Genomic DNA, 18255 nt, shown 5'->3' on the forward strand with positions numbered 1-18255 from the left:
TCCATAAATGATACATACATCACTGTTTTCCATACTCCGTAGGAAGACAACCGATATACTTCTTGAAACGGGCGGAGAAATAAGAAGGAGTATTATATCCCACCATAAAACTGATTTCGGAAACCGTATACTTACCTTCCTTCAATAACTGACAAGCACGGTTAAAACGTATTTTATGAATAAAATCAATGGCCGATTTTCCTGTTATAGCCTTCAACTTCAAATGGAGATTGGAACGGCTCATATTCATCTCGCTGGCAAACTGCTCCGTTGAGAACTCCACATTGCTCATGTTTTTCTCCACGACAGCAATCGCTTTCCTCAACAGTTCCTCATCCATGGCATTGTTTGCTATCTTCTCCGGTTCTATCTCTGCCGCATTGGAATAATGCTCAAAAATACGATAGCGGGTACGCAGCATATTCAAAATCTTTGCTATCAATACATCCATCGAGAACGGTTTGGGTATGTAATCGTCCGCACCTACCTGCAACCCCTGCAACTGATACTTTATATCGACCTTGGCAGACAACAGATACACCGGTATATGACAGGTTCTCAAATTCTGTTTCACCGATTTACAAAGTTTGACTCCATCCATAACCGGCATCATAACATCCGAAAGAATCAGGTCTACGTCATTTTCTTTAAGCACCTCCAACGCCTTTTGCCCGTTCTCCGCCTCTATCAGATTAAACTGAGCGGACAGACCGTTGAACAAATACCGCCGCAGCTCCTCATTGTCTTCCACTATAAGAATTGTTCCATGCCTGCTTCCCGCCTCTTTTTCACCGGCTTCTGCCACTTCCGTTTCTACATCATCGGTATAAACCTCATGCGCATTTGTCGAATAGACACGCTGTTCCTCCATCTCTCCCTTGCTCTCCGCAAGTTCCTCCGCAGTATACACCGACTTGTCCTGAGGAATATAAATGGAAAACGTAGAGCCTTTTCCAACCTCGCTCACCAACGTTATCTGCCCGTGATGCAATTCAACCAGACGCTGAACCAGCGATAATCCGATGCCGCTTCCTTCGTGTACGTTCTCTACCTGATAAAAACGTTCGAAAATCTTCCTCTGCTTATCCTTTGGTATGCCCACTCCCGTATCTGCTACCTGCAAAACAACATTTTTATCTTCTCTGTAGAGTTTTACATAAATCCTCTCCCCTTCTTCCGTATACTTAAAAGCATTGGATAATAGATTGTTGATAATCAAATCCAAATAAGTACCGTCAAACAACACATCCTCATCCTGCAATTCCGAATAGAAATTATAGTCTATGTCCTTTTTCTTTGCCAGACTCTCGTAATTTAAAAAGCTGTTCAATACCCTTTTATATGCATTGGCATAACTCGGCCTCAACTCAAAAATACCCAATTCGGCACGCCGGTAGTCCATCAGTTGATTGACCAAATGCAACAGTCTTCTTGCATTCCGCTGGATATACAACAGCTTTTCGCGCTCCCAATGCCCGGTGACACTACTGAGCAACTCTTGCAAAGGAGAAATAATCAAAGTCAACGGAGTACGTAACTCATGTGAGATATTCACATAAAAACGGATTTTCATCTGGCTGATTTCTTCCTTTTTTTCCCTGTCAAGCCGCTCCATACGGATTTCTGTCTGCATACTCTTACGCAACCAGAAGAAACGGAACACAGCAAAAACCAACAAAATAAAAAACAACGCAAAAATCAAAAAGGCCCACCACGTGCGATACCAGACCGGAAGGACACGGATGTGAAGAGCCTCTACCTCCCCGCTCCACTTTCCGTCATTATTGGCTGCCTTTAAAAGGAAGGTATAATCTCCTGCCGGCAAGTTGGAGTACGACACCGGACTTATGTCTCCCTGTTTATACCATTCATCATGATATCCCTTCAACTTATAGGCAAACGTATTGTGCTTGCCGGCTATGTAGTTGGAAACGACAAAGGAAAGGGAAAACGAGTTTTGGGAAGATTTCAGGGTTATGTGGTTAACACTCTCTATATTCTCTTTCAGTATTCCGGTTTCATCATTCGGAAGCACCTCCTTGTTAAAAACAAAAAGCTTATTGATTACCGGTTTCGGAGTATAAGGGTTGTCTATCAGGGTTTCGGGACGGAACATGGTGATGCCGTTAATGCCGCCGAACAACATATTGCCATTGCCGATGCGGCAATAAGAACCGGCATTAAACTGATTGCTCTGCAGCCCGTCCACTATTGTAAAATTGCGCATTTTACGGTTCTCCGGGTCAAAACAACTCAGTCCCTGATTGGTACTGACCCACAAGCGCCCGTAACTGTCTTCCAGTATTCCATAGATAACATTGCTTGGCAAACCGTCGTCCGTTGTATATTGCTGCAACTCCTTATCCGCTTCCTTCAAGGCAAAAAGCCCGTCACGGGTACCTACCCATATAGAACCGGATAAAGACTCGTAGATACAATTCACAAAAGACTGTTGCAATACCGGAGTTATACGAAAATCCGTATTGGCCTGCAAAGCCATCCCCACCTGATTATAAACGGAAAGTCCCTTCTCCCCACCTATCCAGATGCGCTTACGGGAATCCCTAAATAGCAAACGGTTCTTTTTTTGAATCGGATGCCCTTCCACATCTTCATTTATAACGGTAAAGCGTTTTCCGGCAATATCAAAATGAAACAAATAGTCCAGAGAAGCTATCCAAAGACCGTCTTTCCCATCGGATATAATAGAATAAATATGATTGCTCGGCAAGCCCCCGTTTTGCTGATTATAAAACTCCTTTCTTCCGGTTTTACGATGCAACACCATCATACCGCCAGCGTGGGCGCCTACATATATCTTATCCGATGCTTCATCTACATATACCGTTTTAACGTCTTTAAAAGGAACACCTTCCGATATATCCGGATTAAACAAATAATTCTTATAAGTTTTCGCCGTATTATCATAGAAGTTCAGACCACCGTCACTTGTTCCGATCCATAAATTGTTCTTTTTATCCTCTACAATGCAACTGACAACATTATCACTGAGCGAATTGGAGAAAGGAATATGTTTAATCTGCTGGAAACGGTTGCACAAAGGATGATAGTAATTCAATCCTCCCCAGTATGTACCCAGCCACATTCCGCCCTGCGAGTCTCTGAAGATGCAACGCACCGAGTTCTGCGACAACGTCCCTGCCTGAGCCATCGAACTCTCAACCGATATAAAGCGTTCTTTCCCTTCCTGATATATATTCAGCCCGCTGTAAGTCCCTACCCACAAACGGTTCTCCTGATCCAATGCCAACGAACGCACATAATTGGAGTTCAAACAGGAAAGCTTATTCTCATAACGATAGTTATCCAGCTTTTTGTTCTTTACATCATACAGATACAGCCCGTTGCCTTCAGTCGCTACCCATATCCGATTGGGAGTCTGGCACAAGATACTGTTTATCTGCACCTTGTCATGCAGGTCAAGTAATGTTTCCAATGCTCCGTTTTGCAATGAATACATATATACCTTCCCTTTAGTGCCAATAAAAATATCATCATCTTGCCTGAGCAGCGTTAACGGTTTCAACGAATGTAAAGTAGCCGACAACGTATCATTCAGGAAACGTTCTCCTTTCACGTCAAAAAGTAAAATACCTTCGGTTGTCCCAAGCATAAGCCAGTCCTTCTGCATAGGCACAATATTCCTGACTGTTACATTTTGTCCCTTTTTCTTATAAAAGAAATTAGAAAATTCATTCTTGCGATGATTATAAAGCGACAAGCCTTCTCTCGTTCCTATCCATATCCGGTTATCATTGTCAATGACGACACAACGGGTTATATCGCTGGCTATACTCTTCGGATTCTTATACTGATGCCGGTAGACAGTAAAATTATAACCGTCATATTTATTAAATCCGTCATAAGTGGCAAACCACAGATTGCCTTCTTTATCCTGATTGATTCCGAATATGGTACTATGCGACAACCCTTCTTCCAAACCGATATGTATGAAACGCATACCGTCTATTTCACCGGCAAGCCCCATACTGGCAAACAATGTTCCGCATAATACTAATAAAAATCGAAATATTTTCATACATATTACATTATTAACACAGAACAAAGAAAATAAAAAATACATTAATTATACATGATTTTAACTTGAATTTTCTTATCCGGACTATCCGGAAAAACCTGCAAGGGAATGAAAGAAAAGCCCGGCACAGGATTAAATATCCGTCCGTCTTTATCGGTAGGAGCAACCTTCATTCTGCCGTTCACGCAAACTACCTCCAACACGCCGTCCTTTTTCTGAAGGCGCATGCCTTCCGGCGTAATATCCACAACTTCCGAAGGCGCGGCGATAACCGGTAAAACCAGGCAGGCGGTCAAAGGGCAATGTTCCATTTCTATCGACAAGCCCTGTTGGGAATACACATAATCCAACGCTACGGGAATCGCTCCCTGAACCGGAGTCTGCTGGTCGGCATCCACCAGATGGGTATTGACATGGAAACGGTGCATATTCTTTTCTTTAGTATACGTAATATCCGTATCCAAGTCGTCCAGATTACTGTAAATCGTTCCGTATTGCACCATTTCAACCCGCGGCGTTCCGCTCATTATATACTTCCGGCTGTTGCTCTGCATATTGGGTGCTTCTATCAAAGCATACCGGTTGGTCGTAGCGGCAAATACCGGACCGGCCTGTTCGTGCCATAACAAAGAAACGGCGCCTCCCATGGGATGAGTTCCTTTTACCTTATATTCCGCATCGAAACCGGTACATGTAGAACGCCACGGACCTTCTGCAACCAGCCATGTACGAATATCCCGGAAATACTTTACCCCATAAGCATTATCGCGCGACAATGCCTTGTATTGTTGCGTCTTGACGGGTGGAAGCTCAAGAAAAGCCGTCAGCGCCTTGGCATGTCCGAAGGTATGATGAATACAAGCCGGAATGCCAGAGGCCCGATAATCGCGTCCGGCATGAAGCAAACCGTCATCCGTCGATTTTTTCAGTAATTGTATATTGCGGCGAATAGCCTCCAGGTACTCCGGATGATGCGCAGCCATGGCATAATAACCGCCCATAAAGCCGTCGCTTGTACGTCCGCCCCAATATGTCCACTTAAAACTGCGCGTGCCCCAACTGTTGTCCCATGCACCGTCGGGCAACATAAATTCCAGATGGGTATTCATGGAGCGTTCCACGATGGAGAGCAACTCCCGGTCGTTCACCATAAGCGCATAATAAGCCAGATTAGGCAAGGATTCCTCTACATTATATCCCAAGTCCACCGGGAGGCAGCCGTTCTTGGTAGGTGTCCATATTTTAGGTCCTTCGCCGTATAAAAAGGAATCGTTCGCCGTAAAGAACTTCTTCAAGTCCGAAGCAACAATCCGGGCTTCCTCCTTGAAGTCCGGGCGGTCGAACATCTCTCCGAGAGCCTGCAAGGCATACGTCACCGAAGCGGAATAGTTCACATTGTTCAGGCGCTTCATACTCCCCTGCATACGGCGGCTGTACATCTGCGGATTCTTCATCATGAATTCGCCGGCTTCCAACAACTGCTCTTTCCAATGGTTACGCGTAGAGTCATCCAGCAGATGCCCGTGATAATGCACTGCCTCATACAGAGCAATAGCGGCGAATACGGTAGTCCCGCTCCAATCGGATACGTGTACATCGTTCATCCAGGAGCCGTCCGGACGGTGCACGTTCTCCATCCATTTCATCAGTTTCTTGGCAGCAAGCAGATATTTGTCATTGCCGGTTTTGTCTGCCAGATACATCAGAGGAAGAACCGTGTCTCCTATCCGTCCGTGAATGCGGGCACAGGCTGGACACAGAATACCGCCGTCGAGCGACGGATGCAGCCCTTCGCATTGGTAGGCCAGCAGAGCATCCACCCACTCCACCAGCAGTTTCTCCGCATCATTGCGCAAGGAGTTGTCTGAATAAACGGGATTTCCGGCACATACACGTCCCGAGAAAGAAAGTACAAACGCAATCACTATAAAAACGATGTTTCTCATACCATTATACACTATTAGATTTATTTTTCAAAAGTAAGACATTCCGGTAATATAGCGTCCTTATTTTCTCCAATACACCGCAACATACGTTTACCGGTTCTGCAATTTTGTTGAATCTTCATCAATTTTGTTGAAAACCTGCATGCCAAAACAATATTAGCAGCTTTTTAAACACATCAGGCATGCTTATCAGAACAAATGCCCTACCTTAGCAACCACTACTGAAAAACCGATATAACATGTAAAACTAACATTTAATATAGCATGAAAAACTTATCTCTACTCATGTGTACCGCTTTCTGCGGGCTGCATACCGCCCAAGCGGATGCGGCAGACAACAAGAAAAACGAAAGGCCCAATATTCTCTGGCTCACCTTCGAAGATACCAGTGCTTACGAATTCGGCTGCTACGGCAACAAGGATGTGCACACCCCCAATGCAGACAGTCTGGCTGCCCGCGGCATACAATTCATGAACGCATGGTCGGTGGCCCCGCAAAGTTCGGCCGCACGCTCATCGCTCATTACGGGTTGCTACTCCTCGACCTACGGAATGGATGTCCATCCGGTTCCATACGACACCCCGGCAAACATCTTCTTCCCGCAATGGCTGCGTGAAGCCGGATATTACTGCACCAACAACAGCAAGACACACTACAACTCCACCACGGACAACAAAAGCTGCTGGGACGAATGTACGAGAGAAGCCTCTTACAACAGCCCGAAGCGCGGTAAAGGCCAGCCTTTCTTTGCCGTATACAATACGGTGACCTCGCACATGGGACGTATCCGCACCTTCCATACCGACGGACGGCGAGATTACACCCAAGAGGGCATTTATCCGGAACTGCTCACCCTACCCGCCTACGTGCCCGACCTGCCCGAAGTACGTTCCGACTATGCCGGCCATCTGGAAGCCGTGCAGGATGTGGACACATGGCTGGGATTCTTCCTGAAAGACCTGAAAGAAAAAGGATTGGACGACAACACGATTATCTTCTTCTTCAGCGACCACGGCGGTTGCGTTCCACGCGGCAAAGGCTATTTGTATGAAAGCGGTCTGGAAGTGCCCCTGATAGCCTACTTCCCGCCCAAGTGGCAACACCTGGCGGGAGAAAAGGCATCCGGCAAAGATTATTCTTTGGTCAACTTCACAGACTTGGGACCTACCGTACTTAGTCTTGCAGGTGTAAAACCGCCCAAACACATGCAGGGAAAGGCATTGTTCGGGAAGTACGCGTCCGATGAAAAGCGTGAAATCCAGTTCGCACTGGCGGCCAACCAACTGCACCACTTTATGCCGGTACGTGCCGCAACCGACGGACGTTTCAAATACATCCGCAGCTACATACCCTACCGTCAGTTTGCCCTGCGCAATTACTACCAATGGGGCATGCCGTCCAACAAAGCATGGGACAAGCTGGTTTTAGGCGGACACAACACCAACCCCGACTGGGCGCAGACGTTCAATGCCCATCCTGCCGAAATGCTGTTCGACCTTGAAAAAGACCCCGGTGAACTGCACAACCTGTCCGACTCTCCCGAATACGCAGAAGTACTGGTAAAGATGCGTACAGCCCTTTCCAACCATATCCGCGCCACCAAAGACCTGGGTTTCTTCATACCCACCTCTCGCGAGAATGTGGTATTGTATGATAAAGTACGCAAAGAAAAATACCCCTTGAACGAGCTGTACAACCTCGTAGAGCTGGCAGGTACAGCCCATGCAGGCGATGCTCCCGTATTCGAGAAAGCACTGTCCAGCCAATATCCCGAAATGCGCTATTGGGCGTCCGTCGGTTTGGCACAACTCGGAGCCAAAGGAGAATTGAAAACCTGTCCCGCACCTCTGCTTGCCTTGCTCAAGGATGCCGACCCCTACATAGCCTGCGAAGCCGCCTATGCCGCCGCTTATCTGGGAGAAACCGCCAAAGGCATCGAACGCCTGAATAATCCGGCAAAAGAAGCCGATAGAAAAATCGGTTATTCCCTGCTGGAATGCCTCTCTCTGGATACAGCCATGCAGCCCGCCATCCGCGTGCATCTGGCAGACCTGAAAGACAAAGCCGAAACACTTCCGCGCAAAGCAAACGAAGATGCCGGCCTCATGGCACGCGGCATTCTGGTCAATCTCGGTGAGATGGATATAAAGAACCTGCACGGTCCGGAGTCCTATAAAGCAGGCTTGAAGCTGAATCACGGACGCAGACCCATGGTTCCGCTACCAAACTGATGAAAGTTGGATGTAGCTGAAAAGAGACCGGTAGTAAGTATCTTTGTTTTAACATAATACCGCCTTATGCCTGCGCCTTGAATTTGCGGAGCTGCCACACCAGCATCGTGCCCGCTATCAGACTGGCCAGCAAGTCGGAAATCGGCATACTGTACCAAACGCCTGCCACGCCGAAAAAACGGGGCAGAATTATCAGGCAAGGCAGCAACACCATCATTTGGCGGGTAAGGGAAAGAAATATTGCCTTACTCGCCATTCCTATACTCTGGAAGAAGTTGGCGGTAACCATTTGAAAGCCTATAATGGGGAAAAACATCACCACAATGCGCAGGCCCTTTGCCGAAAGGGCAATCAGTTCGGCATCCGAAGTAAAGATACTCACCACCCAGTCGGAAAAGAGCATACCTACAATAAAGCCGAAAGTAGTGACGCAGGTTGCATAGATTATCGTCAGTTTCAGAGTCTTGATGACACGGGCATGCTGTCCGGCTCCGAAGTTATAGCCCGCAATGGGCTGCATTCCCTGGTTCAGTCCCATTACAATCATTACGATGATAAATACCAGCCGGTTGACAATGCCGAAAGCGCCGATAGCCAAATCGCCGCCATACTTTTTCAATCCCTGATTGATAAGGATTACGATGAAGCATGCCGCCATATTCATCAGAAACGGCGACATGCCGATAGCCAGTGAATCGAAGACTATCTTACGCTTCAAACGGAAAATACCGCGGTGAAAATGCAGCAGTTCGTCTTTATTGCTGAATATCCTGAGCTGCCATATCAATGATATGACCTGCGCCACAATCGTGGCAATGGCCGCCCCGCGAATGCCCCAGCCGAAACCGTAGATGAACACCGGGTCGAGTATCGTGTTGATAATCACCGTGGCAATGGTGGCATACATCGCTTTCTGCGGATGCCCCGAAGAACGCAGCACCGCATTCAACCCCAGATAAAGATGCGTAACGGCATTGCCGAGAAGGATAATCTGCATATAATCGCGCGCATACCCCACAGTCTCGTCACTGCCGCCGAAGAAGTAAAGAATAGGGTCGAGGAATGCCATTACAACCACCGTAAAAGCCACACCCAGCAGAATATTCAGCACAAATACATTGCCCAGTACCCGCTGCGCCGTGTCATAGTCCTTCTGCCCGAGCTTGACGGAAATCAACGTAGCCGCTCCCACACCTACCAGCGAACCGAAAGCCGCTGCAAGGTTCATCAAGGGGAAAGTCAACGCCAGTCCCGAAATAGCCATTGTGCCCACACCGTGACCGATGAAGATACTGTCCACCATATTATATAAGGAAGATGCCGTCATGGCAATGATTGCCGGAACGGCGTACTGCATCAGTAATTTACCTATATTCTCCGTGCCCAACGCTGTGGGTGTTTTTTGTCCTGCCATACTTTTTACCTGTTTTTTCGAGGGCGCAAAGGTACTCAAAATTCGTCAGGTGAGCAAGTATCGCGCCCCGTCTTAAGGAAGAACCGCACTCTCTCCTATCGGAAGCGTATCAGAGACAGGGAAGAAAGCGTATCAAGCCCGACCCAAGGCTCCTTCTCCCGAGAACTTACCCGGCAATTATCCCACAACCAGCCACAGAGCACACGGAGCATACGGCGAATAAATTCCCCTAAAGGTTCGCTATCTGAAAAATGTTTCGTATTTTTGTCCCCAAATTGAGTGAATTATAGCGAAATGAACGTATTAGAACTAAGTGAACAAGAAATCATTCGTCGCAACAGCATGAATGAACTTCGCGCGATGGGTATCGAACCCTATCCCGCAGCAGAGTATGTAACCAACGCTTTCTCTACCGATATTAAAAAAGAATTCAAAGACGACGCCGAACCGCGCCACGTATCCGTAGCCGGACGCATCATGAGCCGCCGCGTCATGGGGAAAGCCTCTTTCATCGAGTTACAGGACTCCAAAGGCCGTATCCAGGTATATATCACCCGCGATGACATCTGTCCGGGCGAAGACAAGGAAATGTATAATACCGTATTCAAACGCTTGCTCGATTTAGGCGACTTCATCGGTATCGAAGGCTTTGTATTCCGCACTCAGATGGGCGAAATCAGTATCCATGCCCAGAAGCTGACCGTGCTTGCCAAAAGCATCAAACCGCTTCCTATCGTAAAATATAAAGACGGTGTGGCCTACGACTCGTTCGACGACCCGGAACTGCGCTACCGCCAACGCTACGTGGACCTCATCGTGAACGACGGCGTCAAGGAAACATTCCTGAAACGCGCCACAATCATCAAGACCATGCGTGCCGTACTGGACGAAGCCGGCTATACGGAAGTGGAAACACCGATTCTGCAATCCATCCCCGGCGGTGCAAGCGCACGCCCCTTCATCACCCACCACAACTCATTGGATATGGACCTCTACCTGCGTATCGCCACCGAGCTTTACCTGAAGAGACTTATCGTAGGCGGTTTTGAGGGTGTATACGAAATCGGAAAGAATTTCCGTAACGAAGGTATGGACAAAAACCATAACCCGGAATTCACCTGCATGGAGCTGTACGTGCAGTATAAGGACTACAACTGGATGATGGGATTCACCGAGAAACTCCTCGAACGTATCTGTATCGCTGTAAACGGCAGCACAGAGACTACCATCGACGGAAAGACCATCAGCTTCAAGGCTCCTTACCGCCGCCTGCCCATCCTGGATGCCATTAAGGAAAAGACCGGCTACGACCTCAACGGCAAGAGCGAGGAAGAAATCCGCCAGGTGTGCCGCGAACTGAAAATGGAGATTGACGACACTATGGGCAAAGGCAAGCTGATAGACGAAATCTTCGGCGAATTCTGTGAAGGCACATTCATACAGCCTACCTTCATCACCGACTATCCGGTAGAGATGAGCCCGCTGACCAAGATGCACCGCAGCAAGCCCGGACTGACCGAACGCTTCGAGCTGATGGTGAACGGTAAAGAGCTGGCCAACGCATACAGTGAGCTGAACGACCCCATCGATCAGGAAGAACGCTTCAAAGAGCAGTTGAAACTGAGTGAAAAGGGTGACGACGAAGCTATGTTTATCGATCAGGACTTCCTGAAAGCGCTGCAATACGGTATGCCTCCCACATCGGGCATCGGTATCGGCATCGACCGTCTGACGATGTTGATGACCGGACAGGCATTCATCCAGGAAGTATTGTTCTTCCCGCAGATGCGCCCCGAAAAGGTCACTCCGAAAGACGCGCCTGCCAAATTCATGGAACTGGGTATCCCCGAAGAATGGGTGGCAGTCATCCAGAAAGCCGGCTACAACCTGGTTAGCGACATAAAGGATGTAAACCCGCAAAAGCTGCACATGGACATTTGCGGCATCAACAAGAAATATAAACTGGAACTGGCAAATCCGACCGTGAAAGATGTGGAAGGTTGGGTTGAGAAAATCTAAGAAATGAAACTACCCGGTAAGATAGCCATTATGGGCGGAGGAAGCTGGGCCACTGCCATTGCAAAGATGGTACTGGCACAAGAAGAGACTATAAATTGGTATATGCGGCGCGACGACCGCATTGCCGATTTTAAGCGTCTCGGTCATAACCCTGCCTACCTGACGGGCGTCAAGTTCGATACCAAGCGTATCAATTTCAACTCAAACATCAACGATGTAGTCAAGGAGTCGGATACGCTTATCTTTGTAACTCCTTCTCCTTATCTGAAGGCTCACCTGAAGAAGCTGAAGACAAAAATCAAGGATAAGTTCATCATCACTGCCATTAAGGGCATCGTACCTGATGACAACATGATTGTATCGGAATACTTCACGAAAGAATACGGTGTTCCTACCGAAAATATCGCAGTACTGGCGGGTCCCTGCCATGCGGAAGAGGTTGCGCTCGAGCGGCTTTCCTATCTCACGATAGCGTGTCCCGATATAGACAAGGCGGACAAGTTTTCCCGCCGTCTGGCAAGTTCATTCATCAAGACTTCCGTAAGCAACGACGTGGCAGGTATCGAATACGGTTCCGTACTCAAAAACGTATATGCCATTGCCGCCGGCATTTGCAGCGGACTGAAATACGGCGATAATTTCCAGGCGGTACTCATGTCCAATGCCATACAGGAGATGAACCGTTTCCTGCAAACCGTACATCCGCTGAACAGAAACATCAGCGATTCTGTTTATCTGGGTGACATGTTGGTGACAGGATACTCCAACTTCAGCCGTAACCGTACGTTCGGTACGATGATAGGTAAAGGATATTCCGTAAAAAGTGCCCAGATAGAGATGGAAATGATAGCCGAAGGTTATTACGGAACCAAGTGCATCAAGGAAATCAACAAGCATTACCACGTGAACATGCCGATACTGGATGCTGTGTACAACATCTTATATGAGCGCATCTCACCGATGATTGAAATCAAGTTACTGACTGACTCTTTCCGGTAATGCGGAAAAGAGGACAGCAAGGACAAAATACAGAATTTAAAACCTATAATATTATGATTAGTTTGAACATTGAAAAGACTCTTGGATTCATTTCCAAAGAAAATGTTTTCGCCTACGAAGCCCAAGTCAAGGCTGCACAGGAAGCATTGGAAAACGGAACCGGTAAAGGCAACGACTTTTTAGGCTGGCTACACCTTCCTTCTTCCATTACAAAGGAGCACCTGGCAGACCTGAAAGCTACCGCGCAAGTGCTGCGCGAGAATTGTGAAGCAGTGGTTGTTGCCGGAATCGGCGGAAGCTACCTCGGTGCACGCGCCGTTATCGAGGCTTTGTCAAACAGTTTCGCATGGTTGCAGGACAAGAAGTCCGGCCCGGTTATTCTGTATGCAGGACACAACATCGGTGAAGATTATCTGTACGAGCTTACCGAATATCTGAAAGACAAGAAATTCGGTGTCATCAATATTTCCAAATCGGGAACCACTACCGAAACGGCTTTGGCCTTCCGCCTGCTGAAAAAGCAATGCGAAGACCAACGCGGCAAGGAGATGGCCAAAAAGGTGATCGTTGCCGTTACAGACGCCAAGAAAGGCGCAGCACGCGTTACCGCAGACAATGAAGGGTACAAATCTTTCATTATCCCCGATAACGTAGGCGGCCGTTTCTCCGTACTCACCCCAGTAGGTCTGCTGCCCATCGCCGTTGCAGGCTTCGACATCGAAAAACTGGTAGCAGGCGCGGCAGCTATGGAAAAGGCCTGCGGAAAGGATGTTCCGTTCGCTGAAAACCCGGCAGCTATCTATGCAGCCACCCGCAATGAACTCTACAAGAACGGCAAGAAGATTGAAATCCTTGTAAACTTCAACCCCAAATTGCACTACGTAAGCGAATGGTGGAAGCAACTTTACGGTGAATCCGAAGGTAAAGAGAACAAGGGTATCTTCCCTGCATCCGTGGATTTCTCTACCGACCTGCACTCCATGGGACAATGGATTCAGGAAGGTGAACGTACCATTTATGAAACTGTCATTTCAGTAGAAAAGACGCAGTATTCGCTGCAAGTTCCTTCGGACGAAGCCAACCTCGACGGTCTGAACTTCCTCGCCGGAAAGCACGTGGACGAGGTGAACAAGATGGCTGAACTCGGCACACAACTGGCTCACGTAGACGGTGGCGTACCCAACATGCGCATCGTGATTCCTGCACTGAACGAGGAAAGTCTCGGCGGATTGCTGTACTTCTTTGAGAAAGCATGCGGCATCAGCGGCTACCTGCTGGGGGTTAATCCGTTCAACCAACCGGGTGTGGAAGCCTACAAGAAGAATATGTTCGCCCTGCTGAACAAGCCGGGTTACGAAGAAGAATCCAAAGCCATCCAGGCAAGACTGTGATAAATTAAAAATCGAGAGTTGAGAATTGAGAAATGGCTGCACACAAATTACCATGTGCAACATCAAAAGGCTGTTTCTTGATTCCCAACTCTCTGTTTTATATTCCCCTATTTCTAATTTTTTATTCTCAATTTATCAAGTGTTTAAAGAAGCAATATCCCGCTATTTAAGAGAACACGGATACGACAATATCCGGCTGAAAGCCGTTCTTTTCGACATGGACGGCGTGTTGTTCAACTCCATGCCTTATCATGCCGATGCATGGCATACGGTAATGGAACGTCACGGTCTGCATCTGAGCCGCGAGGAAGCTTATATGCACGAAGGACGTACGGGAGCAGCAACAATCAACATCGTATATCAACGGCAATACGGCAAAGATGCCACTCCTGAGATGATAGAGAGTATCTATGCCGAAAAAAGCGAAGAATTCAACAGACATCCCGAACCCGAACGTATGTCCGGAGCATGGGAAGTGTTACAGAAAATAAAAGCGGAAGGGTTGACTCCCGTATTGGTAACCGGTTCCGGCCAGCACTCCCTGCTGGACAGACTGGCACATAACTTTCCCGGCATGTTCCAACGCGAACGTATGGTCACCGCCTTTGATGTGAAATATGGCAAGCCCAATCCGGAGCCTTATCTTATGGGACTGGAAAAAGCAGGGGTAAAGGCCAATGAAGCTATTGTCGTGGAGAATGCACCCATCGGCGTCCAGGCAGGAGCAGCGGCAGGGATATTCACAATCGCTGTCAATACCGGTCCGCTGGACGGACAAGTGCTGCTGGATGCGGGAGCCAATCTGTTATTCCCTTCCATGCAGGCTTTCTGCGATAACTGGGAAGCTGTGCGGGATGCGCTTGCATCTGAAGAGTAAAGAGAGGACAATTCTTGAAATTGAAGTTTAGAAAACAAAGAGACGTTATGTGGAGAAAGCTGCTTGGAATACTGACATTGTTTTCTTTCCTGCCGTATTTTTCGATTTGCCAGAACAAGCTTCGGGAAAATGGCTGGTATCATATCTTGTCCGGACAGACGGACAGCATTTCCAGAGAGCCTATCGTAACGACGAAGGATTTCATCGCCCTTAAACTGGATACGGATTATTTCGGAAAATATGTAATCAGCGGACAAATCAGCAACTATAAACGAAAGAAATGGGCTGAGGAAACGGGAAAGGCAACAGGCAGGCAGATAGCTTTCATATTCAATGATTCTGTCATAACCAATCCACGGGTCAACTGTAGCATAGAGAGCGGTGCTTTCCAAATAACTTCCGTTCTTGATGAAAAACTACCGGACATATATAAACAACTGAAACAAGAGAAGATTGATTCTATCGCAACGCTTTTCAAGGACTGGGAAAAAGATTCTCTCTATTTTGCCATGCCCCCGGAATACAGAGATTCCATAATAATGGCAATTGATTACTGGGAAGCCTACACATGGATAAAGCTAACCACTAAGCCCGATGAACATTATTGGTACAGCATAACAGACTCTGCCGAGTACAAAAAGCTGGAAGAAGCCCTGAAAGAAGAACTTGAGAAGTCCAATCTTAGCAGCAGGGCTTCAGATTACATGCAGTCGGATACATATCAAACGTATAAAATGTATGTATGCAACAACCCTGAATATATCAACCTTATGTTCCAATGCTTTCTTTTCAAGAAAATCAGAGGGTTGTACAGCTATCTGATAGACGATATTATCCAAACCAAATACCCTTCCGCCCCAAGTATAAGGACATATATTGACAAGACCGACAATTCCGATGATGAGAGATTTGCCGTATATGAATGGCAACGACAGATATGGGTCTTGCTGAATAAGGACAAACAGACGGATGACCCAAGAGATATATAAATAAAAAAAATCCTTGATAACCAACAGTTTATCAAGGATTTTCCTGTGACCCCGGTGCGATTCAAACGCACGACCTTCAGAACCGGAATCTGACGCTCTATTCACTAAGCTACGGAGCCTTAATTCGAATGCAAAAGTAGAAAAAATCTCTGCATATTCCTAATCTTCATACATTTTTTATATCTGTTTTGCATATTACCCTTTCAATATTATTTTGAGAACATTAAACGGATATACATATACATTTTGTTATTTTTTCAATCAAAATAGAAACAAGTATCAATATTATTTCTATCTTTGCCGAACAAATTAATAGAAGTTTCAGAAATTAAACCTATGAGTTACCTGATAAAACCCGAAGGATACAAACCTTTATTGGACTTAAAACAAACGGAATTAGGCATTAAACAGATTAAAGAATTCTTTCAGTTGAATCTTTCTTCCGAACTCCGCCTGCGTCGTGTCACTGCCCCTCTCTTTGTATTAAAAGGCATGGGTATCAACGACGATTTGAACGGTGTGGAACGGGCTGTGTCGTTTCCCATCAAAGATTTAGGCGATGCGCAGGCAGAAGTGGTACATTCGCTTGCCAAATGGAAGCGTCTGACACTTGCCGAATACGGTATAGAACCGGGATACGGAATTTATACCGATATGAATGCCATCCGTGCGGACGAAGAGCTGGGCAACTTACATTCTTTATATGTAGACCAATGGGATTGGGAGCGCGTTATCACCGAACAAGACCGTAACATAGACTTTCTGAAAGAGATAGTCACCCGCATTTATGCTGCAATGGTCCGTACGGAATATATGGTATATGAAATGTATCCGCAAATCAAGCCCTGCCTGCCACAGAAATTACACTTTATCCATGCGGAAGAGCTCCGGCAGATGTATCCCAATATAGAACCGAAATGCCGTGAGCATGCCATTGCCAAGAAGTTCGGCGCCGTATTTATCATCGGCATCGGTTGCAAACTAAGCGACGGCAAAAAACACGATGGACGCGCTCCGGACTATGATGACTACACAACTCCCGGCTTGAACGGTCTGCCCGGCTTAAACGGCGACTTATTATTGTGGGACGATGTGCTTCAACGCAGTGTGGAATTATCCTCAATGGGTATCCGCGTAGACAAAGAAGCCCTCCAGCGTCAGCTCAAGCAGGAAGGTGAAGAAAAACGTCTGGAACTCTATTTCCACAAACGCCTGATGGGAGATGCGCTGCCCTTGTCTATCGGTGGCGGTATCGGTCAGTCCCGGCTGTGTATGTTCTATTTGCGCAAAGCCCATATCGGAGAAATACAAGCCAGCATCTGGCCCGAAGATATGCGCTCGGAATGTAAGGCACACAACATACATTTAATCTAAATACAACCTGTAAACAATATAAAGTCCCGCAGAGTTTCAAAGGAAAAAGCAAAAAACTCTGCGGGGCTCTTTGTATACTATGGTGAAATATTTGTATCTTAGCGTCGTAAACTACTAACACTTCCTATTATGAACGTTCAGATCGAAGATAGCTGGAAAGCACATTTGCAGCCTGAATTTGACAAAGATTACTTTTACACATTAACGAACTTCGTGCGTGAGGAATATGGTAAATATGCCATATATCCACCAGGAAAATTGATATTCAATGCTTTCAACTTATGTCCTTTTGACAAGGTAAAGGTAGTGATTATCGGCCAGGACCCATACCATGGTCCCGGACAAGCACACGGACTCTGTTTCTCCGTCAACGACGGCGTGCCCTTCCCGCCCTCTTTAGTCAATATTTTTAAAGAAATCAAAGCGGATATCGGAACAGATGCGCCACCTACCGGCAACTTAACCCGTTGGGCGGAACAAGGCGTATTACTGCTCAATGCCACTCTCACCGTACGTGCCCATCAAGCCGGCTCCCATCAGAACCGCGGCTGGGAAACATTTACAGATGCCGCCATCCGTATTCTTGCCGAAGAACGGGAGCATTTGGTCTTTATATTATGGGGAGTTTATGCACAACGAAAAGGTGCTTTTATCGATCGCAACAAACACTTGGTACTGACATCCGCACACCCTTCCCCTCTTTCCGCATACAACGGTTTCTTCGGAAACAAACATTTCAGCAAGACGAATGAATACCTGAAAGCGCACGGAAAGGAAGAGATAAAATGGTAAGGCGGCACTGATAAAAAGGGAGTACGAAAAAATGTGCTTGACGATTTCTTCAGGCACGGAATTACACGGAGTTCGCGGAAGAAGGAATGAAACAGGTAACGTTATTAAACTCCGTGTAATCCCGTGCCTAAAATCAAATAATGCCGCCAGAAACAGCTGGAA

At 46.9% G+C, this 18255-nt stretch carries 11 protein-coding genes and 1 tRNA gene; 8 read left to right on the plus strand and 4 right to left on the minus strand.

Annotated features, from left to right (window positions below; all coding sequences use genetic code 11):
- Positions 1–19: 19 nt before the first annotated feature.
- Together NQ565_RS16855 and NQ565_RS16860 are read right to left on the minus strand one after the other, a co-directional pair.
- Positions 20–4060, minus strand: a complete 4041-nt coding sequence (locus NQ565_RS16855) for a hybrid sensor histidine kinase/response regulator transcription factor (protein WP_040316213.1) — start codon at positions 4058–4060, stop codon at positions 20–22.
- A 44-nt stretch (positions 4061–4104) separates the two neighbouring features.
- Positions 4105–6006, minus strand: coding sequence for a prenyltransferase/squalene oxidase repeat-containing protein (locus tag NQ565_RS16860; RefSeq protein ID WP_005657297.1), 1902 nt, complete (start codon positions 6004–6006; stop codon positions 4105–4107).
- A gap of 264 nt (positions 6007–6270) precedes the next feature.
- Between NQ565_RS16860 and NQ565_RS16865 the strand changes: the two genes are divergently transcribed.
- Positions 6271–8238, plus strand: a complete 1968-nt coding sequence (locus tag NQ565_RS16865) for a sulfatase family protein (protein ID WP_005657298.1) — start codon at positions 6271–6273, stop codon at positions 8236–8238.
- Positions 8239–8302: 64 nt separating this feature from the next.
- Here NQ565_RS16865 and NQ565_RS16870 read toward each other — a convergent pair whose 3' ends face one another.
- Complete coding sequence (locus tag NQ565_RS16870; RefSeq protein ID WP_005657300.1) at positions 8303–9652, minus strand: MATE family efflux transporter; 1350 nt, start codon at positions 9650–9652, stop codon at positions 8303–8305.
- 294 nt (positions 9653–9946) lie between these two features.
- Here NQ565_RS16870 and lysS point away from each other — a divergent pair, with 294 nt between their 5' ends.
- From lysS to NQ565_RS16895, 5 genes are all read left to right on the plus strand, one after another.
- Positions 9947–11671 (plus strand): lysine--tRNA ligase, encoded by a 1725-nt coding sequence (gene lysS / locus NQ565_RS16875; protein ID WP_005657301.1) that lies wholly within the window; start codon positions 9947–9949, stop codon positions 11669–11671.
- Positions 11672–11674: 3 nt separating this feature from the next.
- Entirely contained in the window at positions 11675–12670 is a 996-nt protein-coding gene (locus tag NQ565_RS16880) for an NAD(P)H-dependent glycerol-3-phosphate dehydrogenase (protein ID WP_005657304.1), read from the plus strand.
- Positions 12671–12723: 53 nt separating this feature from the next.
- Positions 12724–14061 carry a glucose-6-phosphate isomerase gene (locus NQ565_RS16885; RefSeq protein WP_040316250.1) on the plus strand — a complete coding sequence of 446 codons (1338 nt, stop codon included), beginning with the start codon at positions 12724–12726 and terminating at the stop codon, positions 14059–14061.
- Between the two features lie 139 nt (positions 14062–14200).
- Positions 14201–14938 carry an HAD-IA family hydrolase gene (locus tag NQ565_RS16890; protein ID WP_040316215.1) on the plus strand — a complete coding sequence of 246 codons (738 nt, stop codon included), beginning with the start codon at positions 14201–14203 and terminating at the stop codon, positions 14936–14938.
- 47 nt (positions 14939–14985) lie between these two features.
- Positions 14986–15927 carry a SecDF P1 head subdomain-containing protein gene (locus tag NQ565_RS16895; RefSeq protein WP_005657309.1) on the plus strand — a complete coding sequence of 314 codons (942 nt, stop codon included), beginning with the start codon at positions 14986–14988 and terminating at the stop codon, positions 15925–15927.
- Positions 15928–15973: 46 nt separating this feature from the next.
- Here NQ565_RS16895 and NQ565_RS16900 read toward each other — a convergent pair.
- Positions 15974–16046, minus strand: a tRNA-Arg gene (locus NQ565_RS16900).
- Between the two features lie 217 nt (positions 16047–16263).
- Between NQ565_RS16900 and asnA the strand changes: the two genes are divergently transcribed.
- A complete protein-coding gene (gene asnA / locus NQ565_RS16905; RefSeq protein WP_005657310.1) occupies positions 16264–17301 on the plus strand; it encodes an aspartate--ammonia ligase in 1038 nt (345 codons plus the stop codon).
- Between the two features lie 129 nt (positions 17302–17430).
- On the plus strand, positions 17431–18093 hold the full coding sequence (gene ung, locus NQ565_RS16910) for a uracil-DNA glycosylase (protein ID WP_005657312.1): 663 nt from the start codon (positions 17431–17433) through the stop codon (positions 18091–18093).
- Positions 18094–18255 lie beyond the last annotated feature (162 nt).

This window comes from Bacteroides stercoris ATCC 43183 (genome assembly GCF_025147325.1).
Classification (GTDB): domain Bacteria; phylum Bacteroidota; class Bacteroidia; order Bacteroidales; family Bacteroidaceae; genus Bacteroides; species Bacteroides stercoris.